The following is a 22459-nucleotide window of genomic DNA, read 5'->3' on the forward strand; positions in this document are numbered from 1 at the left end:
GCCCATCCTTGCAGATCAAAGCAGTCGTGCTTAGGATTTCTTTGCCAAGCTCGAAGCGTCAACAGCCCCTCGCGGCGCCCCAACTCGAGCGCTGCGAAGGGCTCAAAGCCGCGTGACTGGATCCGTGGCTGGCCAGCTGATTGCCCACGGCTCCCTGCTTCATTGAGCCGCCCGGCTTTCGGCTAATTCCTACAGCAAAGAAGCTGTGAGGCGAGAAAATGCGCAAGATGCGATTCAAGGGCGCCGCGGGCGTCAGCCTGGCGGCCGATGTCGGCGGCGATCCCGATCGTCAGCCCGTCGTGTTGCTGCATGGCGGGGGACAAACTCGTCACTCGTGGAAGAATACGGCGCAGCGTCTGGTTGACCGCGGTTATCACACAGTGTCGCTGGACTTGCGAGGCCATGGCGACAGCGACTGGTCGCACGACCAAGACTACAGCCTGGATCTCTTCGTTGCAGACTTACGCGAGGTACTGGGGACCCTTCGCCGACCACCTGTACTGGTCGGAGCCTCGCTCGGCGGGCTGACTTCGCTACTCGCCATCGGCGAGGCCCGTCAGCCGGCCCGCGGCCTGGTGCTGGTGGACGTAGTGCCGCGGATCGAGGCCGAGGGTGCAGCGGAGATCCTCCGGTTCATGCAGGCCGCCCCGAATGGCTTTGAAAACCTACAAGAAGCGGCCGATGCAGTCTCCGCCTACCTTCCCCATCGGCAGCGACCGACCGACTTCGCAGGGCTCGAGCGCAACCTGCGTCTGTGCGCGGACGGCCGCTACCGCTGGCATTACGATCCGGCGTTCACCTCCCCGGACAACCAACGCACTCGGCACGCCGAGCGTCTCGAAGCTGCTGCCTCCGGGGTGGGTATACCTACGCTGCTGATCCGTGGCGGCGCCAGCCGGCTGGTCAGTGAGAAGGGGGTAAAGCAGCTACTTGCGCAGATTCCGCACGCACGACTGGCCAACGTGGCCGGCGCCGACCACATGGTCGCCGGCGACAGCAACGACGCGTTCAACGATGCCTTGTTCGACTTCCTGAGCAACTCGGTAGAGGCTTAGAAACCATCCGCAAATAATGTTGATGGTCGGTGCAACCATTCGAAATGACGATGATTGCTGCGGCCAATCGGGAAGGGCAAGGAAGCTTCGCTCACGCTTTTCGCACGGGCTGTGGACGCTTCACATAGGTAGCCATAGCAACCCGCAGGCCTTGGCTACCATGCTTTCGTAATTTCGTTTCAGCTTGTCATATCGGAACGCCACAGCACGGTAATCATTTTGCCCAGTAGTGCGGACCTCGAACTAATTTCACCTCAACCCATACGCCTGACATTTTCAATTTATGCCAGTCCTGGCGCTAGGGCTGCCTCATGCCGCCCCCAAGCAGGAGAGCCTGCTTCGCCTGAGCCATTTCTCGCAGAAAATTCCAGGCTGCCTTCATTCGTGCAATGTCCTTCAGTTCAATTGGCATCAGCATCCAGAACGTCCGGGTGAACTCAATCTGCTCGCTCAACACTCGTCTCAAGCGCAGATCCGAATCGGCAGAGAATGACGGGAGGATCGCGATACCGGCCCCTGAGGCGGTGGCCTGCTGCTGCGCGAGAATACTGGTGCTTCGCAATGCAACATGCCGAGGCTTGCCGATTTCATCGAGATAGAGGAGCTCCTTGCTGTAAAGCAAATCATCGATATAGCTGACAAAAGCATGATCGCGCAGATCCTCCCGATGCCGAATGGGCGGATGCTGCTCCAGATAACTGACGGAGGCCTAGAGCTTGAGCACGTAGTCGGTCAGCTTGGTAATGATGAATGGCCCACGCACGGGACGTTCCAAGGTAATCACGATGTCGGCTTCGCGGCGCGACAGTTGCACGGTCCTAGGCACTGCCAGCAAATCGATCCCCAGGCTCGGATGACGTTGGGTGAATTCGGCCCGGTCGGCGAGCAGCCCTGAAGCCAAGGCGAAATCAGCAGGCCGCGAATAGGCCTGCCTACTCCTTTTCAACATTGAAGAGTGCAGCCAGAGTGATCTCGAGCATGGCCCTTTGCAGGGCCAGGTCTTGGGTGTCCTCGGCCTCTTCCCGGCTGACCGTGTACGTCAGCGAACCCAATGCCCCCATCCACAGCAACTGCGCCGTCTCCCTCGGCGGATACTTCAATAGCCCGCGCGCATGGAACTGGGCCAGGTCGTCAGCCAAGCCTCGCAGGGTATCGGCGACCAGGCTCGGTGGCTCTCCCGCCATGATCTGCTGGATCACTATGCGACACATATTCGGCTCTGAGTAAGCAAACTTCAGGAAGGTTGCCCACCCATCGCGAATCCCCTTGAGCGGCCCCTTCTCGTCGGTGCCGTCGTGATAGGCCTCGGCAACCTGCAGGTAGGTTTCGTCAATCGCAGCCTTGTGCAGCCCCTGCAGATCACCATAGTGGTGATACAACGTTGGCGGCGTTACACCTACCTCCGCACAGATCGCCCGCATGGTTGCACCGTCGCGTCCCTTGGTGCTCAGCAGGTGCATTGCTGCACGCAGCAAGTCCTGCTTGATATCGCCATTGCTGGGGTCGATCCGACCTTTTTTTTCCAGAGGGCACGCTGTTGTCAAAGTAAGTCCTCACTGCCGTGTTCGATCCAGGGCGACCCAAGCCACTCGGCTGCTAAACGCCCCTCCGGAAAACCGGTCCGCACAATACCAGCATGCTTCACAAGTCAAAACCACCCATCAACCAGGCCGTTGAATATTTTTCACCGCGCATGTTGACCATCAACGCCATCGTCCATATATTTACTATATCACCGATATACAGCTCAACCTGACCCGTTGAGCAACGCGGCTCGGCCTCGCTGGCCCAGGCCCAAAGCACAATAAAAACGAGGTGTAACAATGCAATATGCAAGAGCAGCTGTGATGGTCGAGCAAAATCGGGTCGAGACATGGAAAGTCCCGATTTTTGATCCTGCACCAGGCGGAGCCCTGGTACGCGTGGTCCTCGGTGGCGTGTGCGGCAGTGATGTTCACATTGTTTCCGGCGAAGCAGGCACCATGCCCTTCCCGATCATTCTCGGCCACGAGGGTGTGGGCCGCATCGAAAAACTCGGGGCCGGCGTCACCACGGATTACGCAGGAGTTCCGGTCAAGCAGGGTGACATGGTGTATTGGGCACCCATCGCCCTGTGCCATCGCTGCCACAGTTGCACCGTTCTGGATGAAACCCCCTGCGACAATTCAACCTTTTTTGAGCATGCGGAAAAGCCCAACTGGGGCAGTTACGCCGACTTTGCCTGTCTGCCCAATGGCATGGCCTTCTACCGCCTGCCCGATCATGCCCAGCCGGAAGCACTGGCCGCACTCGGCTGCGCCCTGCCAACTGTGCTGCGCGGCTATGACCGCTGCGGCCCCGTCGGCCTGGATGATACTGTCGTCGTCCAAGGTGCTGGCCCGGTCGGACTCGCAGCCGTGCTGGTTGCTGCAGCATCGGGTGCCAAGGAAATCATTGCCATCGACCACTCGCCGGTTCGCCTCGAAATGGCCCGTAGCCTCGGCGCGACCGAGACCATTTCGCTCAAGGACACAACGCGGGAAGAACGACAACGTATTGTCAGCGATCGCTTCGGCAAGCGTGGCGCCAGCGTGGTGGTGGAAGCGGCCGGCGCCCTGCCGGCATTTCCCGAGGGCGTGGATCTGACCGGCAACCATGGTCGCTACATCATTCTCGGCCTGTGGGGCGCGATCGGTACTCAACCCATCGCCCCCCGCGACCTGACCATCAAGAACATGCATGTTTCCGGGGCTACCTTCGCCAAGCCCAAGCACTTCTATCAGGCGATGCACTTTGCCGCCCGGATGCAGGGCCGCTATCCATTGGCCGACCTGATCACGCAGCGCTTTTCCATCAATGATGCCAACAAGGCGCTTGAACTGGTCAAGACAGGTGCACTGATCAAGCCCGTGATCGATCCGACGCTCTAGCCGCCCCCTTTTTCCGGAGAACAAAAATGAGTACTGAAGCCATACAGAGCAATGCCAATCTTGCGCCCCTGCCGCCCCATGTACCTGAGCACCTGGTTTTTGACTTCGACATGTACAACCCACCGAACATATCGGAAGGCGTGCAGAAAGCCTGGGCGACTCTGCAGGGACCGAATGTACCGAATATTGTATGGACTCGATGCAATGGCGGGCACTGGATTGCCACCCGGGGACGATTGATCCGTGAGGCCTTCGAAGATCCCGCACACTTTTCGAGCGAGTGTCCGTTCATTCCCCGCGAAGCGGGCGAGGCCTACGACTTCATTCCCACTTCGATGGATCCGCCGGAGCAGCGCCAGTTCCGCGCCCTAGCCAGCAGCGTGGTGGGTATGCCGGTAGTGGATAAAATGGAAGGTCATATCAGGGAGCTGGCGTGCTCACTGATCGACAACATCCGCCTTCAGGGTCACTGCAACTTTACCGAAGATTTTGCCGAGCCCTTCCCGATTCGGATCTTCATGCTGCTCGCGGGGCTGCCGGATAAAGACATTCCGCATCTGAAATACCTCTCGGATCAGATGACTCGCCCGGATGGCAGCATGACCTTTGCTGAAGCCAGAGACGCGCTCTATGAGTATCTGATGCCAATCATCGCAGAGCGCAAACTGAAGCCTTGTACTGACGCCATAAGCGTAATCGCCAATGGCCAGGTCAACGGGCGCCCAATCACCAGCGACGAAGCCAAGAAAATGTGTGGTCTGCTGCTGGTTGGTGGCTTGGATACCGTAGTCAATTTCCTCAGCTTCTGCATGGAGTTTCTGGCCAAAAGCCCAGAGCACCGCAAAGAGTTGATCGAGCATCCAGAGCGCATTCCGGCTGCCACCGAGGAACTGCTCCGACGCTTTTCGCTAGTAGCTGATGGCCGAATTCTCAAGTCCGACCTTGAATTCCATGGCGTGCTACTAAAGAAGGGCGATCAGATCCTCCTGCCGCAACTGCTGTCGGGCCTGGATGAGCGTGAGAACGCCTGCCCGATGCACGTCGACTTCGGCCGCCAGAAGGTATCGCATACGACATTTGGTCACGGCAGTCATCTGTGCCTTGGCCAGCATCTAGCCCGCCGCGAAATCGTCACCACCCTACGGGAATGGCTAGCCAGGATTCCTGACTTTGCCATTGCCCCGGGCGCGCAGGTGCGCCACCAGAGTGGCATTGTCAGCGGCGTGCATGCACTCCCGCTGGTCTGGGATCCGGCCACTACCAAAGCGGTATAAACACGTGGGGGTGGGTGCAGTGAACGCAAACAAAAATCTGGTCATCGTCGGTGCTGGCCACGCAGGGGTTGAGGTTGCTTTTAGCCTGCGCGCCAACGGCTGGGAAGGTAATATCTGGCTGGTGGGGGATGCAGCAGTTATTCCCCATCACCTGCCGCCCTTGTCCAAAGCCTATCTGGCTGGCAAGTCCACACCGGAAAGCCTGTACCTGAGAACCCCGGATGCCTACGCGGCGCAGAACATCCAATTGCTCAGCGGCACGCAGGTAACGGCGATCAACCGCAACCGACGGCAGGTCAGCCTGTCGGATGGCCAGGTACTGGACTACGAGCGGCTGGTGTTGGCTACTGGCGGACGTCCGAGGCTGCTACCGGTAGCCAGTGGCGCAGCCGGCAAGGCGGCCAACTTTCGATACCTACGCACACTCGAGGATGCCGAGTGTATCCGCCAACAGCTGATTCCCGGCAATCGCCTGGTAGTGATTGGCGGCGGCTATGTCGGCCTTGAAGTGGCTGCAACCGCCATTAAGGCGAACGTGCAGGTCACCCTGCTCGACACGACAGACCGCGTTCTCGCGCGAGTTACCGCTCCGCCGGTTTCGGCCTTTTACGAACGCCTGCACCGTGACGCCGGCGTTGACATACGAACCGGCATGCAAGTGTGCGGATTTGAGATGTCAGCCGACCAGCAGAAAGTGACCGCCGTACTGTGTGAGGACGGCACGCGACTGGCAGCAGATCTGATAGTTGCCGGGATTGGTCTAATCCCGAACTGTGAGCTGGCCAGTGCGGCCGGGCTGCTGGTAGATAACGGTATCGTGGTCAACGAGCAGATGCAGACCTCTGATCCCGTGATCATGGCGATCGGCGACTGCGCCCGGTTTCACAGCCAGATCTATGGCCGCTGGGTACGTATCGAGTCGGTGCCCAATGCATTGGAGCAGGCGCGGAAAGTTGCCGCTATCGTCTGCGGCAAGCCAACGCGCAACGAGACTGCCCCTTGGTTCTGGTCCGACCAGTATGAAGTCGGATTGAAAATGGTTGGGCTGTCCGAGGGATACGATCGGATCATTATACGGGGCTCTTTGGAACAGCCCGACTTCAGCGTTTTCTACCTGCAGGGGGACCGAGTGCTGGCGGTTGATACGGTGAACCGTCCGGTGGAATTCAACCTCTCAAAGCAGATCATCACGGATCGACTTCCGGTTGAACCAAACCTACTGGATGACGAAAGCGTGCCGCTGAAAGAAATAATTGCGACAGCCAACACTGAATTGAATAGGGCCTGAAATTTTCCCGCGATCGGTACCCGCTATAGATCGCCGTTTTTGCCCCAAGAGTGCGAGGATAAAAATGTCTAAAGTAGTGTATGTGTCACATGATGGAACGCGCCGCGAGTTGGATGTTGCTGACGGAGTAAGTCTTATGCAGGCTGCGGTCTCCAACGGTATCTACGATATTGTCGGCGATTGCGGCGGCAGTGCCAGCTGCGCAACATGCCATGTGTATGTTGATAATACCTTCATGGACAAGGTGCCGACTCCCACCGAGCGAGAAACAGGAATGCTGAGTTGTGCTGCGGCCGAAGTGAAGCCGAACAGCAGACTTTGCTGCCAGATATTCATGACCTCTGACCTGGACGGTATTGTAGTGAACATACCAGACAAGCAATGGTGATTTGCGGTATTGACGAACAGCGACCAAGGCCTGCCGGACAGACGTCTGTCCGGCAGCAATTCGAGATACGCCCTGATCGCCGCAATTGCACAGGGTCGCAAGACCTTGACGTGAACCTTGCGACTGCGGCTCTCCGCTCCCACCTGAACACCAGCGCCTGCAAGGCAAAGGCATTACTCGCTTCGTCCTATCCATTCATTGCACGGCAGAGGCCGTCAAGGCGTGCGTTTCATGCTTGAAGGTCTTTGCAAGGATGGACCATCAGAAACGTGCAACATAGATGAAAAGTTGAAAACGGGTGGCGCGAGAGTATAGTGCCGACACTGTGCATATAGAAACATCATAACTTTGCGATGAAATTCCCTCCCCTTACCGCCAAATCCACAGAACAGTAGATCGGGATACCGACAAAGACATTTCATGAATTTAAGATTGTCCCGATATCATGACCGAGCCCAGCTCTTGAACCAGGTCTCTTGGGAAATCCTGAAGAAGACTTCCTGAATCTGGTGAAATACGCCGATCCCGTTGCATGAGTTGCCCGATGAAGCAGATGACCTTCGCCGACGCCGAGTACGCCGGCAAGCGCAAGCAGACCCGCAAGGAGTTGTTCCTGATCGAGATGGATCAGGTGGTGCCGTGGCAGGGTTTGATGGCCCTGATCGAGCCACATTACCCGAAGGGCGAAGGTGGCCGCCCGGCCTATCCGTTGAGGGCGATGCTGCGGGTGCACCTGCTGCAGAACTGGTTCGGCTACAGCGATCCGGCGATGGAGGAAGCACTGTACGAGACGACGATCTTGCGCCAGTTTGCCGGGCTGAGCTTGGCGCGTATCCCCGACGAAACCACCATCCTCAACTTCCGTCGTTTGCTGGAAAAGCACGAACTGGCGGCCGGGATTCTGGCCGTGATCAATGGCTATCTGGGGGATCGCGGCCTGTCGCTGCGCCAGGGCACCATCGTCGACGCCACGCTGATTCATGCGCCGAGTTCGACCAAGAACCAGGACGGCCAGCGCGACCCGGAGATGCACCAGACCAAGAAGGGCAACCAGTGGTACTTCGGCGCGAAAGCGCACATTGGCGCCGACGATGAATCGGGACTGGTGCACAGCGTGGTGGGCACGGCGGCCAATGTCGCGAACGTCACCCAGGTCGACAAACTGCTGCATGGCGCGGAAAACGTGGTGTGTGCCGATGCTGGCTATACCGGGGTCGAGAAGCGTGAAGAGCATGCGGGGCGCCAGGTCATCTGGCAAATTGCGGCCCGGCGCAGCACCTACCAGAAACACGGCAAGCGCAGCGCCTTGTACAAAGCGATCCGCAAGATCGAGAAAACCAAGGCCCAGGTGCGAGCGAAGGTCGAGCATCCGTTCCGGGTGATCAAGCGCCAATTCGGCTACACCAAGGTGCGCTTCCGCGGCCTGGCCAAGAATGCAGCGCAAATGGTCACGTTGTTCGCCCTGTCGAATCTGTGGATGGCGCGCCGACATTTGTTGGCCACAGCAGGAGAGGTGCGCCTGTAATGCGGGGAGTAGCCGCCGCGAGGTGCTCGCAGCGGCTCAAAACATAGAAAAAAGCGGATGATCTGGGTGTTTTGGGTCGATTGACCGCTTTCCAAAATCGGCGGGGTCTGAAGTCAGCCGGAAAGACATGGCTACTTCAGACCATCCCTTGATCCTGACGTCAGGTCAGTCTTTCTGCATTCCAGTAAAGAATATATTGCAAAAAGCATCTGCCACCTCCTTGGCCGAAAACTTGCTTTTTGGGGTGTACCAGCGGTACGTCCAGTTCAACATGCCGAAGATAGTGTTGGCTGCCAGGCTAGCGGGGATATCATCCCGGAAGCTACCCTCGGCCACGCCCTGCTTAATCAGAGCTAGCACCGCATGCTCGAAACCCTTGGTTTTTTCAAGCATTTCCTGCGCCCAAGGAGTTTTGGCATCGGCGATCTTGTGCATCTCCTCCTGAATATAGACATACATGTAAGGATAGCTATCGCTGTATGACTGCATCAGCAGTTGTACCAGTTGCCTGAGCTTTTCCCGGGTACCTATATCCTCGCGGGCGAGCATCTGTTCGATATTCTTGGCATTCTGCTCAACACCACCCTTGACCGCATCGCGGAAAAATTCCTCTTTGTTGCCGACGTAATAATAGACGCTGGCCCGATCCATACCAGCATAATTGGCAATGTCGTTGAGGGTCGTTGTCTGATATCCCTTTTCCTTGAAAAGATCAGCTGCAAGGCGGATCAACTCATCTCTCTTGGCCTTGTACTTGACTCCCCCGTCATTCAAGGCAGTCTTGCGACGCCGGGATATATTGCTACTCGGAGGTGACGAATTGGGCATGCTGCAGGTTCTTCCTTAAGTCAAATGTAGTGACCCATTTGCTGATCACTTTTCAATCAATGCTACCGATTATCAACGCATGCGTAAAGAAGAAGATATTGCCACCTGACTGCTCCAACCACATGCTGCGGCACCTGAGCAATCTACAGCCAGCCGCACCGGCTTCCAGCCTGGCGCGTGCCGGCCTATCTTCAATCCAATGTCGTTAGGCAGCCTCAATAGCTGTAAAAGCCTTGGCCGCTCTTGCGTCCCAGATAGCCGGCTTCGACCATCTCACGCAATAGCGGTGCTGGACGGTACTTGGAGTCATTGAAGCTGCTGTAAAACACTTCCATCACCGACAACAGGGTATCCAGGCCAATCAGGTCTGCCAGCGCCAGTGGCCCGATGACATGGTTGCAGCCCAGGCGCATGCCCTCATCGATCGCCCTAGCACTGGCGATCCCTTCCTGCAAAACGAATACCGCCTCATTGATCATCGGTACCAGAATCCGATTCACGGCAAAGCCCGCGCTGTTCTTTACCGAGATAGCAGTCTTTTTGATATTTTCTACAAACTGCTCTGCTGCCTGATGGGTGGCATCATCGGTCTGCAGCCCACGAATCAATTCGACCAGCAGCATAACCGGCACTGGATTGAAAAAGTGCATGCCTATGAAGCGGTTCGGCGCGCTACTTGCCGCCGCCAGTTTGGTGATGGACATGGATGACGTATTGCTGGCAATAATCGCGTCTTTACGTACCGTTTTGTCCAGGGTCTGGATGATAGCCAGCTTGACTTTCTCCACCTCGGAGGCAGCTTCAATCACCAAATCTACATCAGCGAGATCGGCGTAATCGGTGGTGCTCTTGATGCGCTGCAGGGCAGATTCGCGGTCAGTCGGCGATAGCTTTTCCTTGCGCACCAAGCGCTCAAGGCTACCAGACACAGTATGGAAACCTCGCTCCAGTGACCGCTGATCAATGTCCAGCATGACCACGCTGAGCCCCGCAGTGGCACACACCTGAGCAATACCGTTACCCATGGTACCGGCTCCGACGACACCAACCTTGTTGATCTGCATAGCTGTTGTCCAACCTCTATAAAAAATGCTGTCTATTACACACGCTCAAATATGGCGGCAATACCCTGCCCGCCGCCGATGCACATGGTGACCAGGGCATAACGCCCACCTGTACGTTGCAGCTCATAAATGGCCTTGATGGAAATGATTCCACCGGTAGCACCGACCGGGTGCCCGAGAGAAATACCCGAACCATTGGGGTTCACAATCTCTGGATTCAACCTCAACTCCTTGATCACCGCACAGGCCTGGGCGGCAAAGGCTTCGTTAGCCTCAATCACATTAATCTGGTCGAGATTGATGCCGGTTTTCTCCAGCACCTGACGAACCGCCGGCACCGGACCTATACCCATGTAATCTGGATCGACTCCGGCATGGGCGTAGCCAACTAGGCGGGCTAGGGGAGTCAGGCCTAACGTCTCTACTGCCTTGCCCTCCATGAGTACTAATGCTGCGGCACCGTCGTTCAGACTGGAGGCATTTCCTGCGGTAACCGTGCCATTTTCTTTGACAAAAATCGGCTTCATGGCTGACAGTTGCTCGATTGTCACGTCGGCGCGGACATTTTCGTCGCGGCTGAAGTAGTTGGTGCCTTTGCGAGTCTTGAGTTCGACCGGCACAATCTGCTCGTCGAAGTAGCCCTTGGAAATTGCACGGGCAGCGCGGCGCTGACTTTCAACCGCGAGTTCATCTTGCGAAGTACGGTCAATGCCATAACGGACAGCCACATTCTCGGCGGTGACCCCCATGTGCATGCGCTTCCAGGGGTCATGCAGAATGCCGTTCATATAATCGATGGCTTCAGCATTGCCGAGCCGCGCGCCCCAGCGCAGATTGCCCATGATGAACGGACCGCGGCTCATGCTTTCCGCTCCGGCACCGATGGCAATATCCGTGTCGCCTAGCAGAATCGACTGCGCGGCGGATACGATGGCCTGTAGAGCGGAGCCGCACAGACGATTGACATTGAACGCTGGAGTTTCCTGCGGCACACCGGCATCGATGGCAGCGACTCGGCTCAGGTAGGCGTCCTTGGGCTCGGTGGGAATCACATTTCCCATGACCACGTGCCCGACCTGTCCCGGCTCGATGCCGGCACGCTCAATTGCCGCCCGTACCGCTACGGTAGCCAGAGTGGAAAGCGGAAGGTCCTTCAGGGAACCGCCAAAACTGCCAATTGCGGTGCGTGCAGCCCCCACCACAAATACCTGACGCTGTGTCATGTGTAGCCATCCTAATCAGTAATTTGGTAGCGGCCTTGGCGACAGTGCCGTCCCTATACCTTAAAAAAGAAGGGCCTGACTGACATTATCTGCCAGCGGCCCAAAATGGAGCGTTGCCACAAACTAAACCGGAAGTGCGAACTTCAGGGTAATTACCGAAAGTTCTCGTTACCCCGATACTTCAGCCATTCCTGTTCGGTAGCCAGCCGACCTTTCCGCTCTCGGTATTACCGATCCGTGCGTTGAAACTCTCAACCGCCTGCGCCACCACTCCGCCGATATCAAAGCCGGTCATGGAGGTTAAACCTCCGTCAACGGCAATGGACTGGCCGGTGACATGCGCAGAAGCATCGGAGGCAAAGAACAGTACCGCTTCAGCAATATCCTTCGGCTTGCCGGCCCGGCCCAGAGGAATCAGCTTGCCGTAGGGCTCCTCAAGACTTTCAGTGAAGGCCGCGTAATGCTCAGGTGCCACATCGCAAGCGGTACCAATGATTGGCGTGAGAATTAGACCGGGCGCGACCACGTTGGATCTGATTTGCTTGGGCGCCAGTTCATAAGAGGCTGAACGTGCCAGGTGCAGTACTGCGGCCTTAGCTGCATCGTAGGAAACCGATGACCAGCCGGCTTCGATACCGGCAATACTGGAAATTGAAACGATGCTACCGCCCTGCCCCTGGGCAATCATCTGACGCGCAGCATACTTGTGACCAAGTGCCGCAGAGCGAAGCAGCAGGGTTACCGTTTTGGTAAAACCGTCCGCATCAAGGTCGATCAGCGCGGTCTGATCGCCAAGGGCACCGGCGTTGTTAACCATGATGTCCAGGCGTCCGAAGCGTTCAACCGCATAGGTAACCAACGCCTCAATCTCGACATCGCTGGTCACATCCGTACGCTTGAAGGCAACCACCTCCGCGCCAAGCTGCGATTCGAGTTCGGCAGCCTGATCATTGATGTCACCGACCACCACCTTCGCACCTTCGGCAACGAAGGTCTCGACAATGCACTTGCCAATACCCCGCGCGCCGCCGGTGACGATAGCTACCTTGCCCTGCAATCTCGACATGCTAACCCCTTCTTGTCTTCGTTCATTTTAGGGGCACTCTTGCACATCACCGCCCCAGAAATCAACACATAAGTTGATTTGCGCTTCGCATTTGCTCCCCACCCCGAAGAGCAAGCGCATCAACCCTACCTCAGCGACGCCGCAAGCCTTCCAGCAGCGCTCTAAACTCGCAGGTAGCCATGCAGGCGATGATGGATTGCGCCTCGGCCTCAAGCTGCTGCTCAAATGGAACTGAGGCCGATTGCCAGACCAGACGTTTTGTGCCGGACACCGCTGCCGGGCTCAGCTCAGCCAGACGCTCAGCGTATTCACAGGTTTTGGCTTCCAGTTCGGCCGGCTCGACCACCCTGGACAACAAACCGAGTTGCCTGGCCCCATCAGCGTTCAACTCCGGCTCGTCCAGAAATATCTGCAGGGCGCGCCGAGCCCCTAGGGCCTGCACCAGACCGATCGTACCGCCACCGTCAGGTGAAACACCGATCTGCGCATAGGCCGGACGAAAACGGGCATTGGCCGCGGCAATACAGAAGTCCCCCATGAAGGCCATGGAAAAGCCGGCACCGGCGACCGCACCATGCACACTGGTCAGCACCAGCTTGTCCATGCGCCGCAGCACCAACAGAAAGCGGTTGAAATGCGCCAGTAACTTGCTGATCGGCGGTGCCAGATCGTCGATATGGGAGAGGAACAGATTGACATCACCGCCGGCACAGAACGCCTTACCCGCACCACGAATGACCAGCACCCGGACGCTATGGTTCCGCTCAACAGTCAAGGCCAGCTGCTCCAGACATACCGCCATATCTATATCTATTGCATTGAATGAGCTGGGACGGTTGAGCGTGATGATGGCAATCGCACCATCCATCTCCAAAAAGGCCGGCGCATCAGCTGACCGCGTATTCGTAAGCGTCATATGGCAGCGGAACCTGGGTTGATCGAAGGAGGCTAGACCCGAGCGCCCGCCCGACCTGCGGTTAAGTTCAAATCATGGTTGCATCACCAACGCCACCAAGTCAACGATTATGTTGATTATTCCAACAGAAAATCAACAAAACTGTTGACTTGCACATCCCTATAGCACCATCCTTGAAGGCGCCAGCGCTGCGCAGCAACTTGGCACGGCCATTTCCGGAACGGTCGGGAGGTTCGGCACGACGCCTTACGAGCCTCAGGTTTAGGCATACAGCCCTTCGATCAATAAGACAGAGAACAGGAAGGCAACATGAAACTGCTAGAAGGTAAAAGAATCATCGTAACCGGCGGCGCACAAGGTATTGGTGCGTCCGTGGTGCGGGCCTACATTGCCGCGGGTGCAACTGTTGCCTCAATGGATATGAACGACACGCTCGGACAGCAGGTGGTTTCCGAAGCTGGCAAGGCCAATCCCGGCTGCAAATCCCGCTACTACCATTGCAACATTGCCGACCGTCCCGAAGTGGAAAAGGCCTTTGCTACAGCGGCTGAGGATATGGGCGGCTTGGATGTCATGGTCAACGTGGCGGGAGTCCATCGCCACTCCCCGCCGGACGCCATAGCGGAAGAACTGTACGACATGCTTTTCCGCGTCAATGTACTAGGAACCATCAACACCAATGCCGTTGCCTATCGGCTTATGAAGGGGCAAGGTATCGGCAATATCATCAACTTCGGATCAGAATCGGGACTGACGGGCGAAATTAACAATGCCCTCTATTCTGCTACCAAGGCGGCGGTTCACACCTGGACACGCAATGTCGCCCGCCAATGGGGTCCTGACGGCATCCGCATCAACGCCGTTCTGCCTTATATGGTCACCCCCATGTATGTCGATTTCCGCAATGCACTGTCATCGGAAGATCTAGCTGCCCATGATGCCGCCACCAAGACCGACATACCGCTGGGCGGAAAATTCGGCGATGCCGACAAGGATCTGGCACCGGTAATGGTGTTCCTCGCCAGCGACGCGTCCCACTTCATGACCGGTCAGATGTTCCCGGTGGATGGTGGCCTGATCGCTGTACGCTAGGCGTCCCAAAGGCTCCAGCCATTCGGCTGGAGCCCCCACCTCAGGTTTCAACCACAAACGCGCCCCAGACAGGCTGAAATTGGACAAATCAGAGAGCGGCAGAAAAAATCAACGCACGAGTTGACTTTTGTCGATTTACGGCTAATCATTACGACAACGCCATTCCCCTACACCACCGCTTGTGCTGACTAATGGAGCACACCATGGGAAGTCAACGCGAATCAGCTATACAACGATTTTCCGGAAGCGTCTGCGAGATTGTTGCGGCCGTTCTTTCCCATAAGGGGGAGCTAGCTCTGCTACGTCGCAGCAATCTGGTAACAGGTGATGTCGGGCGCTGGAATTGCATTACCGGGTTTCTCGACCACGATCGCGATCCGCTTTCTCAGGCCCTGACCGAAGTGGAAGAAGAAGCCGGTATCTCAAAGCATCACCTGAAACTGCTCAGTAGCAGCGTGTTGCACCTGCTGGGGCAAGATGGTCGGACGTGGCGCGTTTACGCCTTTCACTTCCACAGCCTGACTCGAACGCTCACGCTTAACTGGGAAAACGACGCCTCAGTCTGGCTGGCGCCGCATGAACTGGGTCAGGTGCCCACCGTCTCCTGGTTCGCACACATCTTGAATGCCTGCGAGCTCAGATCCTCGTCAATGACGGCTAACCTAAGCTAAAACTCTCATTCACGTCCCGCCTACTGTCTACCAATCCCCAACAAGGACACTCTGAACATGTTTACTGGGGGACTATTCCTTCGTACATACCGGCTTCCTTGGACTCCCGCTAACTGCTGCTGAAGACAGCGACTCGGCCACCAGCTATGCCGAGGATACCGGCGAAGCCAGCGAACTTCTGATCAGTACCGCATGGACAGCCTTGCCAACAGCCATATCATCGATACTCGACTATCAATGGCGGCGTCCGTTGAGCAGAAAGATCAAAGTCAAGCAGGCATCTACTTAAAAGGTGAACGACTATCTGGCGGTAGTCGGCTACTACTACCCCAAACTGAATACATTGCCCCCACCGCCGACAAATCAGCTCTAGCCTGCAACTGCGTGGCAGGCCATGATCTGCGACAAAAATATTGCAGGAGATAGGATGGCCCCCTCAGAAAGCTGGCGAAAGAAACCGCAACAGGCGCGCTCAAGGCTGACAGTCGAAGCCATTTTGCACGCTGCAGAAGCACTGTTCGTCACCCATGGTTACGAAGCCACGACGCTGGAGAGAATTGCCGAAAAGGCTGGGGTGGGAATAGGGTCAGTATACGATTACTTTACCAATAAGCATGCCATTGCTCTGACCCTATATGAGCTGACCTCGCAACAAGCTGCACTGGACTCGCGGAAGCTGCTGATTGATCCGGGTATCGAGGATATCGAAACCAATCTGCCCAAGATCATCCGCGGCGTTTATCAATGCTACCGGGATCACCAGTCCATACTGATTGACTTAGTGGATGAGGTCGTTGAGCTGCGGGCGGCAGAAGCCTACTCCTTCGAACGGCTGATTTACCGAGCCAGCTTCATGTACCTGCAGATATACGAGGATCGATTTGCGCAGCATGATCTGCAGTCTGCACATGCTTATCTCATATTGATGGTCACCAGTACCATAAAGCAGTACATCAAGTCCGCACCGACGCAACTCAGCGAGGAAGACTTTCTCGCACACCTATCCCGAACCATACTAAGCCACCTGCTTGCCGAACCACCTTCTCCTCTCCTATTACGGCACTGAGAATTCGGAGCGCCGATCTCAAGGTACGATATAAACACCTACCAGTATGACTGACGCGGCAGCATAGACCCAGCCTCCATACAGCCGCCTCCAGGGTTCGGGAAAATGCCGAGCCTCCATGTAAAACATGATCACCAACTGAGCCTTTACTGCGGCAATCAGTATCACAAGCAATGCCACACCCTTCTGCACGGAACCAATTTCTCCAGAATAGACCGAGACCAAGGTTAGCAGCATTAGACATCCGCACAGAAAAACCGGTGTACGCACCAAACTCGCCACTATGGATTGTCCTTTCATACAAGATACAATAATGGAAAAATAAAAATCCACAACACATCGATAAAATGCCAGAACAACCCAGCATTCTCGACCCCTGACAAATGAACTGCAGGTTGATTATTTTCCTGAAACGCCCGCCGATAGCCATTCAAAAACAACAGGCCTGCCAGAACATGTAGCAGATGCACCATCGTAATGAAAAAATAGAAAGCGATGAACGAATTATTTATATCAATTGCAACACTCAACTCCTGGTAATACTCAAGCAGTTTGCTCAGGCAGAAAACGCCCCCCAGTGTTATCGCAAATCCAAGCTGCCGTGCAGCTCGTACCGAAAGCGCCTGGCGCGCGCTGCAGACAGCCTCGAACACTAGCCATGAACTCAGCAGCAAGATTAGAGTGTTCACCAATCCGAATAGCGGATTCAGTTGTTGCTGCCCCGCGATGTACTGCTCCAGATTGGCCCGCCGCTCCGTCATGAAGGCCAGAAATACCAGCAGAAAAATACCCATGTCCATCAACACGAAGATCCAGATACCTTCAGTGCCCGGTGCGGACTTACCTACTTTCATCCGCTCCGGGCTTGCAGCAGTTATTTCTTGCCACTTTGTCATATATAGGCCCCACATCGGGTCAGCGAGAGTCCCTCCCCACGCTGCTTTTCCGCAGAGACGGGGAGGGACAAGACAGTCACACCTCAGTGGGCATAGCTCGACGCGACTACCGGCATTAGAGTCGAGCCCTTCTTCACTGCCTGGATCATGTAGTAACTAAACGGGGCAAAGAATAGGAACAACCAGGTACCAAAGACGATGTAGAAATTCCACGTGCCGTTGACGGCAAAGGGGCCAGAGGAGACAAAGGGGATCAGCACCAATGGCATGAAGATGATACCCACCGCGATCGCGCCCCAGCCCGTCCAGCGCGGGAACAGATTCTGGCTCTTGGCTAGTACGACATACAGACCCAGCCCGGTCAGTTGTACCGTCGTGATCATGAAGGTCGTGTCGTAGATGAACCAGGTGAAGACGTGGACGAGCTTAAGCATCTCGGGATTCATTTCGTGTGCGAATATTGCACAAGCAGCCCAGATTGCAGGGCAAAAAGCGAGTACCCAAGCGGTCAGGATGCCACCGCCCAACTCCATATAGCCGAAAAGGCTGAAACTTCCATCTTCATCTCGGAGCATCCAAGCTAGCAAAATGGACCAGGGCAGATAGAGCATACCAAAGACAGCAGACCCGATCATGCCAACTGCGATCATGTTTTGGTACTTTCCGTAATGATTCGCCACCAACTCCTCTCCGGACATACCCATCATATTCGGCGGCGGCAAGTTATTTCCCATGATGGCCCAGAAGACAATGTAGGCAAAAATAAAGAGTGGCCCTATCCATGCAATTGCTAGCTCGACTTTTTTTCTTGTTTCGTTATCCACGGCAAAGCACCTCGATTGCGTTTAGTTAAGGTTCTCAAGCCCTAAGCTTGAACTGAAGAGCGACCCTCAGGATTGACACTAGGGATTGAGTTTTTAACGATCAATACGAATAGGCCTCGGTTTCATCTCGGAATTTGCTCGCATTTGGCGCAATACTGGTCACCACGACCGGTATGGTGAAGGAGTCCGGGTGAAGACCGCTTGTGCTGAACCGCTTAGAACAGAGCCCGTTAACCAACTCGGTGGTCAAGCGCTCTCCACAGTTTCACAAGTGATTACATCCTTCAGGCCAGCTAGCTTCAGCCATTCCAGTCACCCCTAATCGGTGGCTATGCATGTGATGCCCCATCCAGACCTCGTTGGGACGGGTCGGCTCGAAAACCTGCCCCAGCCTGCTCCAGTTAGTTCTCTGCCACCTGTAGCGCGTGTGTCGAATGGATGATTGCCTAGAAGTTGCTCCTTTGCCGGCATCGAAAGCCCAGTTTGCGACGCAGGCGGGTAATACGGTCGTACCCAGCAATAAAGCCGTCTTTCGCCAGCTCCGGCTGTAGGCGACGTGCTTTTTAAGTCTCGCGGGTCTAGGTGTGAGCTACTCGAATCGCCATGCTCAACCGTTCGTTCTCCGGTAACGGCGTTAGCCTGCGTACAAACCGGGTGCAGCCTTCGGGATCGAAGGCTGGCCATTTCACGATCAGCGTTTCTTGCCCGTACGGCAGGTCGTTGGTCACCGTCGCCTGGGGATGGCACTTTGCCCCGACCTTCAATGAAACAAATGCGGGCATGTTGGTGAATGGTTGGTCGCGGTAGAACGATAGCCACTTGCGCACGACATTGGCGTTGACACCATGGCTCAGGGCAACACTGGCCACCGCGGCACCAGGTTGCAGGCATTCCTTGACGACCTGGGATTTGAACGAAATTGGTTAGGAGTTTCGTTGGCAAATGGCGATCCGCTTGCAGGAGCCTGAATGGTGTCCACTTGAGATAGGTGGGCACCATTACCCTTGACGCAAGGATCAGGAAGGTGTGTTTGCTGCCAGCTTACGTAACTCGCAGCGCCACCATCCCTCATCTATCGAAATCGGTCGAGCGTGACGGTCGCGTCAGGCCACGCTTGACGACGGGAGGGCTTTCGCTCAGCCGTGACCGCCTGCTTCGAAGCAGACTGAAAATCGGTCCCGTTGCTGGCAGAGCGGGAGTGGTTAACCAAAGCGACTCTGAAGGTTGTGACAGGTCATGAAGCGCGTATTTCGGGAAATTTAATCGCGACAACCAGCAAAAATAGGTATCTACTAAAATTAGTGCGACGCTCTTACTGTTCGCCTAGCAATGTCACCTGCACAACCCAGTGGAGGAATCCGAGAACAACTCTGAACCTGAATCGCCAACTTCATTGAGCAGGAGGCGAGTCATGAATATAAAACGCTGGTCTAAACTTATAACAATCGCAGCTTTCCTAGTTGGCTGTACGACGTCCCAGAACCGCCAGGTGGCCAATATCCCGTTAACTCCCAGCATCCACAATGCTGGACAGATTGGGCAGGCAACCTTGGCATCGGCAGGAAAAGAAACAGCCCTATCAATCTTTATCAGCGGCGTTCCAAGCGACACAACAAGGCCGGTTCACATCTACACTTTTATCTACTCCGGCACTTGTAAGCAACCAGAAAGGACACCAGCATTTGAAATGAACCAGTACGCGCTGGCAGGCAAGGCATACGCCAAACGCGGATGGACCATTTACAGAAGCGCTCCTGTAAAACTAAGCACGCTTCGAACCGGTGGCTATTCGATCGTGCTCCGCGTCGGCCCGGCCGATGGGAATCGGACGATATTCTGTGGAGAAATCACGTAGAGGTCAGTGAGAAGCGGAGGAGATCTCTCCCGGCCGAGTGGTCGCTACATTAAGGTGGACCTCCGCCTCAAAAGCAGCCTGATGTGGCGCCTCCATCTTGGCATATTCCTTGCCGCGCTTCTCCAACTCACTTTGCCTACGTTGCGCGTTCCTTTCTGCTCGGCGGGACGCTGCCTGCATGGAGCGCAATGTTCCCTTCCATCCCATATTCGTGACTCCCCTTTGCTTCCCTATCGGTCTCTGGGTACCAGAAATACCGAAGCAACGTCATATAGCCATCACAGAGTACCTGAACGTAGGGGAACCTCAGGAGACCAAGTTTTAAAGCGAATTCGCTCGCAGCACAGCTGACGCTCTTGAAGCAACCTGCAAGTTGGCGAATACTGGCTTGCTTACTGACACCAGGCACCGCAGTTTGACTTTATTGGACGCTACAATTGCCCTCTTGCTCGCCGCTCAGATTCACTGTTCGGATAAGGCCATCAAAGCCACAGCGAAACGCTGCGCCCAACGTCTTCCCCGCAGCAAACGAGATTTGATGTTCTCCATCATCGACAGCGCCGAACCACTCAAGCTTGTCAGGTACATAGCAGAGAATTTGGACTGATGGATTGGAGGGTCGAGCTACCCTCGTAACTCGATCAAGGGCAATGGCATCCGCCAAAGTTATAGCAGACGATATCGGTCAACTGTGGTGTTTATTTGCATCACGCTAAGGAGAACGCAATGAGCAAACTGGCTGAATTTAAACGCCTGGAAGCCCAGCTGGCAGAACAACTAGCAGCCTTGGACAGCCTCAAGAACGACACGGGGCTCAAGCGCGAAATTGAGTTTGAAACCAAACTCAGAGCGCTGCTGGATGACTACGGCTTTGGGCTAAAGGCAGTAATCAACATCCTTGATCCAGGTCGCACGCGCACGCCACTACCAGCTCAAAAAGGCCAACGACGCGAGCGCACCGTCAAGGTCTACAAGAATCCGCACACCAATGAAGTGGTCGAGACGAAGGGCGGCAACAACAAGGTGCTGAACGCTTGGAAAGCTGAGTATGGGGCAGCAGCAGTAAAATCTTGGGGCCAGTGAGTCCGCGCAGCTTAAGGTCGGTAACGCCCGGCCTTAAGCACTCCCACAGCTGGTGATGTGAGCGAGCTGCTCGCCGTAGCAAATTTTAGGCAATCGGACCAGCCAAACGCCCAGCTGGCTCAAGCTCTCTACCTTTCTCCAGGCCGACTCTGAGAAAACGACGCTGATTGCCGGAGATCGCCCCGGCCGAACAGCGAGTTTTGGCTTTGGAGTCGACGACTTCCCGCAGCTTAGACAGGCGCGCTTTCGCTTTCATGGCCTTCACCAAGGTGTGGAATCCCGACAAGACTGCCCAGGCACATTAGCCGAGGGGACTCTCGGCCCCCGGGTCGCACCAGTTCCGCAGCGATCAGGTGGCCAGCTTCCAGCACCAAGGCGATCACCGCATCAAGCAGGGCGCGATCGACGTTCTGGCGAGCTAACGCTTTAGGTGACAACGGCTCAGGTCGTTCACGCATGCTGGTACCCTTACAGTGGGCTGGTGCAGGGACTGGCCTGCCGCCTCACCGGCAGGCAGGTCACGCCTGGGCGTTAGCGGTGGCCCTAAAAACTCAGGGTCAGTGATAGACCCCATACTCGATGCGCCCAAGAAAGGTCTCGAGCACTTCCAGGTCCTCTGCGTTAGAGAGCATGTCGATCGGACGACGCCGCTCGAGCCCCAAGGCCGGCGCCGCCATCCAGCGCTCGGCGGCCTCTCGACTGCCCAAAACTTGCGTGGCGCGCTTCAGCACTTTGGAATACTGCACAGCAAAATTCTCAGTCATGATGGTCGCTCCTCTCCGGGCCATGCAGGCGCCCGGTCCCAGTTAGCCAAGCCTAGTCACCACCAAGCGTCATGACGCGGGACTCAGCGCTGCTGACTGGGTTCTGTTGCCGAGCATGCGGTTAGTGGTCAATGGACCGCGTTCGCTTAAACTCTGTCGCCGAGCTAAACACAGGGCCCAAGGCACCTAAAGGCAAGGTTTCCGCCTGCTCCTCGATTTTGCCGGCCAGCAGTACATCGTGCTTGGTTGGAAAGTGACGCAAGAGAAAGCGGGCGGCGCGGCGCACGCGCTCTGGCAGGGTCGCATCACGGGAGAGCTCAACCAGAAAATCGTAGGTCTGTACCACCGCGCGGGTACGCTCGTGGGGCATCGTCATAATATCCACCTCGACAGGGCCACAGGCCACTGTGCTCCTGATCATTGTCCACTTGCACCGCCGTTGCTCGCCAGTACCTCAGGACCAGGAAGCTTGGTCTTCGCCGAGGGAGGTTAGCCCGATAATTTCGGCGTGGTCCCACATTACCGGAGAGCGGGGCCTTGTGAATCCCCTAGAACTCAAGTCCCTACCACTATGTGCTAGGGAAGGCGCCGGGATGAGTCATTGCGGACGTTGAACTGCTCCAGAATTCACGTAGCCCGTAATAGCCCGGACCAGGACCGCCGCCAGATAAC

General features: G+C 56.1%; 24 protein-coding genes and 3 pseudogenes. 11 read left to right on the forward strand and 16 right to left on the reverse strand.

Going from position 1 to position 22459, the window contains the following annotated elements:
- Window positions 1-218 precede the first annotated feature (218 nt).
- Entirely contained in the window at window positions 219-1055 is an 837-nt protein-coding gene (locus THL1_RS20595; RefSeq protein WP_069084971.1) for an alpha/beta fold hydrolase, read from the forward strand.
- A 120-nt stretch (window positions 1056-1175) separates the two neighbouring features.
- Here THL1_RS20595 and THL1_RS29835 read toward each other — a convergent pair.
- The 4 genes and pseudogenes from THL1_RS29835 to THL1_RS30810 all read right to left on the reverse strand — a co-directional run.
- Window positions 1176-1268: pseudogene (locus tag THL1_RS29835) on the reverse strand (IS5/IS1182 family transposase); the annotation flags it as partial.
- Window positions 1269-1353: 85 nt separating this feature from the next.
- Window positions 1354-1920: pseudogene (locus tag THL1_RS20600) on the reverse strand (LysR substrate-binding domain-containing protein); the annotation flags it as partial.
- A 67-nt stretch (window positions 1921-1987) separates the two neighbouring features.
- The gene (locus THL1_RS29195; RefSeq protein WP_145928353.1) at window positions 1988-2599 is read right to left on the reverse strand and encodes a TetR/AcrR family transcriptional regulator; all 612 of its coding nucleotides are present in this window, start codon (window positions 2597-2599) and stop codon (window positions 1988-1990) included.
- 97 nt (window positions 2600-2696) lie between these two features.
- Window positions 2697-2930, reverse strand: coding sequence for a hypothetical protein (locus THL1_RS30810; protein WP_237234854.1), 234 nt, complete (start codon window positions 2928-2930; stop codon window positions 2697-2699).
- Here THL1_RS30810 and camD point away from each other — a divergent pair.
- From camD to THL1_RS20630, 5 genes are all read left to right on the forward strand, one after another.
- On the forward strand, window positions 2879-3964 hold the full coding sequence (camD, locus tag THL1_RS20610) for a 5-exo-hydroxycamphor dehydrogenase (RefSeq protein ID WP_069084972.1): 1086 nt from the start codon (window positions 2879-2881) through the stop codon (window positions 3962-3964). The genes THL1_RS30810 and camD overlap by 52 nt on opposite strands.
- Before the next feature lie 26 nt (window positions 3965-3990).
- Window positions 3991-5238 (forward strand): cytochrome P450, encoded by a 1248-nt coding sequence (locus THL1_RS20615; RefSeq protein ID WP_069084973.1) that lies wholly within the window; start codon window positions 3991-3993, stop codon window positions 5236-5238.
- Between the two features lie 19 nt (window positions 5239-5257).
- A complete protein-coding gene (locus THL1_RS20620) occupies window positions 5258-6526 on the forward strand; it encodes an NAD(P)/FAD-dependent oxidoreductase (RefSeq protein WP_083246076.1) in 1269 nt (422 codons plus the stop codon).
- Between the two features lie 64 nt (window positions 6527-6590).
- Window positions 6591-6914 (forward strand): 2Fe-2S iron-sulfur cluster-binding protein, encoded by a 324-nt coding sequence (locus THL1_RS20625; protein ID WP_069084974.1) that lies wholly within the window; start codon window positions 6591-6593, stop codon window positions 6912-6914.
- Window positions 6915-7458: 544 nt separating this feature from the next.
- Window positions 7459-8439 carry an IS5 family transposase gene (locus tag THL1_RS20630; protein ID WP_069084975.1) on the forward strand — a complete coding sequence of 327 codons (981 nt, stop codon included), beginning with the start codon at window positions 7459-7461 and terminating at the stop codon, window positions 8437-8439.
- 165 nt (window positions 8440-8604) lie between these two features.
- On the opposite strand, the gene THL1_RS20635 is transcribed toward THL1_RS20630, so the two are convergent.
- The 5 genes from THL1_RS20635 to THL1_RS20655 all read right to left on the reverse strand — a co-directional run bounded on the left by THL1_RS20635 (window position 8605) and on the right by THL1_RS20655 (window position 13536).
- Window positions 8605-9267, reverse strand: coding sequence for a TetR/AcrR family transcriptional regulator (locus THL1_RS20635; protein WP_069084976.1), 663 nt, complete (start codon window positions 9265-9267; stop codon window positions 8605-8607).
- Window positions 9268-9482: 215 nt separating this feature from the next.
- A complete protein-coding gene (locus THL1_RS20640; RefSeq protein WP_069084977.1) occupies window positions 9483-10331 on the reverse strand; it encodes a 3-hydroxybutyryl-CoA dehydrogenase in 849 nt (282 codons plus the stop codon).
- Window positions 10332-10366: 35 nt separating this feature from the next.
- Window positions 10367-11554 (reverse strand): acetyl-CoA C-acyltransferase family protein, encoded by a 1188-nt coding sequence (locus THL1_RS20645; protein WP_069084978.1) that lies wholly within the window; start codon window positions 11552-11554, stop codon window positions 10367-10369.
- 181 nt (window positions 11555-11735) lie between these two features.
- Window positions 11736-12620 (reverse strand): SDR family NAD(P)-dependent oxidoreductase, encoded by an 885-nt coding sequence (locus THL1_RS20650; RefSeq protein ID WP_069084979.1) that lies wholly within the window; start codon window positions 12618-12620, stop codon window positions 11736-11738.
- Window positions 12621-12750: 130 nt separating this feature from the next.
- Window positions 12751-13536 (reverse strand): enoyl-CoA hydratase/isomerase family protein, encoded by a 786-nt coding sequence (locus THL1_RS20655; protein WP_069084980.1) that lies wholly within the window; start codon window positions 13534-13536, stop codon window positions 12751-12753.
- A 309-nt stretch (window positions 13537-13845) separates the two neighbouring features.
- Here THL1_RS20655 and THL1_RS20660 point away from each other — a divergent pair, with 309 nt between their 5' ends.
- The 3 genes from THL1_RS20660 (at window position 13846) to THL1_RS20670 (ending at window position 16365) form a co-directional block, all read left to right on the forward strand.
- Window positions 13846-14628 carry an SDR family NAD(P)-dependent oxidoreductase gene (locus tag THL1_RS20660; protein ID WP_069084981.1) on the forward strand — a complete coding sequence of 261 codons (783 nt, stop codon included), beginning with the start codon at window positions 13846-13848 and terminating at the stop codon, window positions 14626-14628.
- Between the two features lie 203 nt (window positions 14629-14831).
- Window positions 14832-15299 (forward strand): NUDIX domain-containing protein, encoded by a 468-nt coding sequence (locus tag THL1_RS20665; protein WP_069084982.1) that lies wholly within the window; start codon window positions 14832-14834, stop codon window positions 15297-15299.
- A 427-nt stretch (window positions 15300-15726) separates the two neighbouring features.
- The gene (locus THL1_RS20670; protein WP_069084983.1) at window positions 15727-16365 is read left to right on the forward strand and encodes a TetR/AcrR family transcriptional regulator; all 639 of its coding nucleotides are present in this window, start codon (window positions 15727-15729) and stop codon (window positions 16363-16365) included.
- 18 nt (window positions 16366-16383) lie between these two features.
- Here THL1_RS20670 and THL1_RS31450 read toward each other — a convergent pair whose 3' ends face one another.
- The 5 genes and pseudogenes from THL1_RS31450 to THL1_RS31460 all read right to left on the reverse strand — a co-directional run bounded on the left by THL1_RS31450 (window position 16384) and on the right by THL1_RS31460 (window position 19005).
- Entirely contained in the window at window positions 16384-16665 is a 282-nt protein-coding gene (locus THL1_RS31450) for a cytochrome C oxidase subunit IV family protein (RefSeq protein WP_083245968.1), read from the reverse strand.
- The gene (locus tag THL1_RS20680; protein WP_161490984.1) at window positions 16662-17261 is read right to left on the reverse strand and encodes a cytochrome c oxidase subunit 3; all 600 of its coding nucleotides are present in this window, start codon (window positions 17259-17261) and stop codon (window positions 16662-16664) included. Before THL1_RS20680 ends, THL1_RS31450 begins: the two co-directional genes overlap by 4 nt.
- A gap of 83 nt (window positions 17262-17344) precedes the next feature.
- Window positions 17345-18085 carry a hypothetical protein gene (locus THL1_RS20685; RefSeq protein ID WP_069084985.1) on the reverse strand — a complete coding sequence of 247 codons (741 nt, stop codon included), beginning with the start codon at window positions 18083-18085 and terminating at the stop codon, window positions 17345-17347.
- 446 nt (window positions 18086-18531) lie between these two features.
- Window positions 18532-18633, reverse strand: a pseudogene (locus THL1_RS31455) (hypothetical protein); the annotation flags it as partial.
- Window positions 18634-18663: 30 nt separating this feature from the next.
- On the reverse strand, window positions 18664-19005 hold the full coding sequence (locus THL1_RS31460) for a transposase (RefSeq protein WP_083245970.1): 342 nt from the start codon (window positions 19003-19005) through the stop codon (window positions 18664-18666).
- Window positions 19006-19496: 491 nt separating this feature from the next.
- On the opposite strand from THL1_RS31460, the gene THL1_RS29200 reads away from it, so the two are divergent.
- Both THL1_RS29200 and THL1_RS20700 read left to right on the forward strand, forming a co-directional pair.
- The gene (locus THL1_RS29200; protein WP_083245971.1) at window positions 19497-19940 is read left to right on the forward strand and encodes a hypothetical protein; all 444 of its coding nucleotides are present in this window, start codon (window positions 19497-19499) and stop codon (window positions 19938-19940) included.
- A 726-nt stretch (window positions 19941-20666) separates the two neighbouring features.
- Window positions 20667-21023 (forward strand): histone-like nucleoid-structuring protein, MvaT/MvaU family, encoded by a 357-nt coding sequence (locus THL1_RS20700; RefSeq protein ID WP_069084987.1) that lies wholly within the window; start codon window positions 20667-20669, stop codon window positions 21021-21023.
- A 557-nt stretch (window positions 21024-21580) separates the two neighbouring features.
- On the opposite strand, the gene THL1_RS20705 is transcribed toward THL1_RS20700, so the two are convergent.
- Both THL1_RS20705 and THL1_RS20710 read right to left on the reverse strand, forming a co-directional pair.
- Window positions 21581-21787 carry an antitoxin Xre/MbcA/ParS toxin-binding domain-containing protein gene (locus THL1_RS20705; RefSeq protein WP_069084988.1) on the reverse strand — a complete coding sequence of 69 codons (207 nt, stop codon included), beginning with the start codon at window positions 21785-21787 and terminating at the stop codon, window positions 21581-21583.
- A gap of 121 nt (window positions 21788-21908) precedes the next feature.
- A complete protein-coding gene (locus THL1_RS20710) occupies window positions 21909-22163 on the reverse strand; it encodes a BPSL0761 family protein (RefSeq protein ID WP_069084989.1) in 255 nt (84 codons plus the stop codon).
- Between the last annotated feature and the right edge of the window lie 296 nt (window positions 22164-22459).

Origin of the sequence: Pseudomonas sp. TCU-HL1 (assembly GCF_001708505.1) — a bacterium.
Lineage (GTDB): Bacteria > Pseudomonadota > Gammaproteobacteria > Pseudomonadales > Pseudomonadaceae > Metapseudomonas.

Bases quoted from the DNA above. Each gene is read 5' to 3' on its own strand.
- THL1_RS20595 (WP_069084971.1), top strand. From the start codon at position 219: ATGCGCAAGATGCGATTCAAGGGCGCCGCGGGCGTCAGCCTGGCGGCC.
- THL1_RS20625 (WP_069084974.1), top strand. From the start codon at position 6,591: ATGTCTAAAGTAGTGTATGTGTCACATGATGGAACGCGCCGCGAGTTG.
- THL1_RS20640 (WP_069084977.1), bottom strand. From the start codon at position 10,331: ATGCAGATCAACAAGGTTGGTGTCGTCGGAGCCGGTACCATGGGTAAC.
- THL1_RS31450 (WP_083245968.1), bottom strand. From the start codon at position 16,665: ATGAAAGGACAATCCATAGTGGCGAGTTTGGTGCGTACACCGGTTTTT.
- THL1_RS20650 (WP_069084979.1), bottom strand. From the start codon at position 12,620: ATGTCGAGATTGCAGGGCAAGGTAGCTATCGTCACCGGCGGCGCGCGG.
- THL1_RS20645 (WP_069084978.1), bottom strand. From the start codon at position 11,554: ATGACACAGCGTCAGGTATTTGTGGTGGGGGCTGCACGCACCGCAATT.
- THL1_RS20635 (WP_069084976.1), bottom strand. From the start codon at position 9,267: ATGCCCAATTCGTCACCTCCGAGTAGCAATATATCCCGGCGTCGCAAG.
- THL1_RS30810 (WP_237234854.1), bottom strand. From the start codon at position 2,930: ATGTCTCGACCCGATTTTGCTCGACCATCACAGCTGCTCTTGCATATT.
- THL1_RS20665 (WP_069084982.1), top strand. From the start codon at position 14,832: ATGGGAAGTCAACGCGAATCAGCTATACAACGATTTTCCGGAAGCGTC.
- camD (WP_069084972.1), top strand. From the start codon at position 2,879: ATGCAATATGCAAGAGCAGCTGTGATGGTCGAGCAAAATCGGGTCGAG.
- THL1_RS20660 (WP_069084981.1), top strand. From the start codon at position 13,846: ATGAAACTGCTAGAAGGTAAAAGAATCATCGTAACCGGCGGCGCACAA.
- THL1_RS20700 (WP_069084987.1), top strand. From the start codon at position 20,667: ATGAGCAAACTGGCTGAATTTAAACGCCTGGAAGCCCAGCTGGCAGAA.
- THL1_RS20615 (WP_069084973.1), top strand. From the start codon at position 3,991: ATGAGTACTGAAGCCATACAGAGCAATGCCAATCTTGCGCCCCTGCCG.
- THL1_RS20670 (WP_069084983.1), top strand. From the start codon at position 15,727: ATGGCCCCCTCAGAAAGCTGGCGAAAGAAACCGCAACAGGCGCGCTCA.
- THL1_RS20705 (WP_069084988.1), bottom strand. From the start codon at position 21,787: ATGACTGAGAATTTTGCTGTGCAGTATTCCAAAGTGCTGAAGCGCGCC.
- THL1_RS20710 (WP_069084989.1), bottom strand. From the start codon at position 22,163: ATGACGATGCCCCACGAGCGTACCCGCGCGGTGGTACAGACCTACGAT.
- THL1_RS20630 (WP_069084975.1), top strand. From the start codon at position 7,459: ATGAAGCAGATGACCTTCGCCGACGCCGAGTACGCCGGCAAGCGCAAG.
- THL1_RS20680 (WP_161490984.1), bottom strand. From the start codon at position 17,261: ATGACAAAGTGGCAAGAAATAACTGCTGCAAGCCCGGAGCGGATGAAA.
- THL1_RS29200 (WP_083245971.1), top strand. From the start codon at position 19,497: ATGAATATAAAACGCTGGTCTAAACTTATAACAATCGCAGCTTTCCTA.
- THL1_RS20655 (WP_069084980.1), bottom strand. From the start codon at position 13,536: ATGACGCTTACGAATACGCGGTCAGCTGATGCGCCGGCCTTTTTGGAG.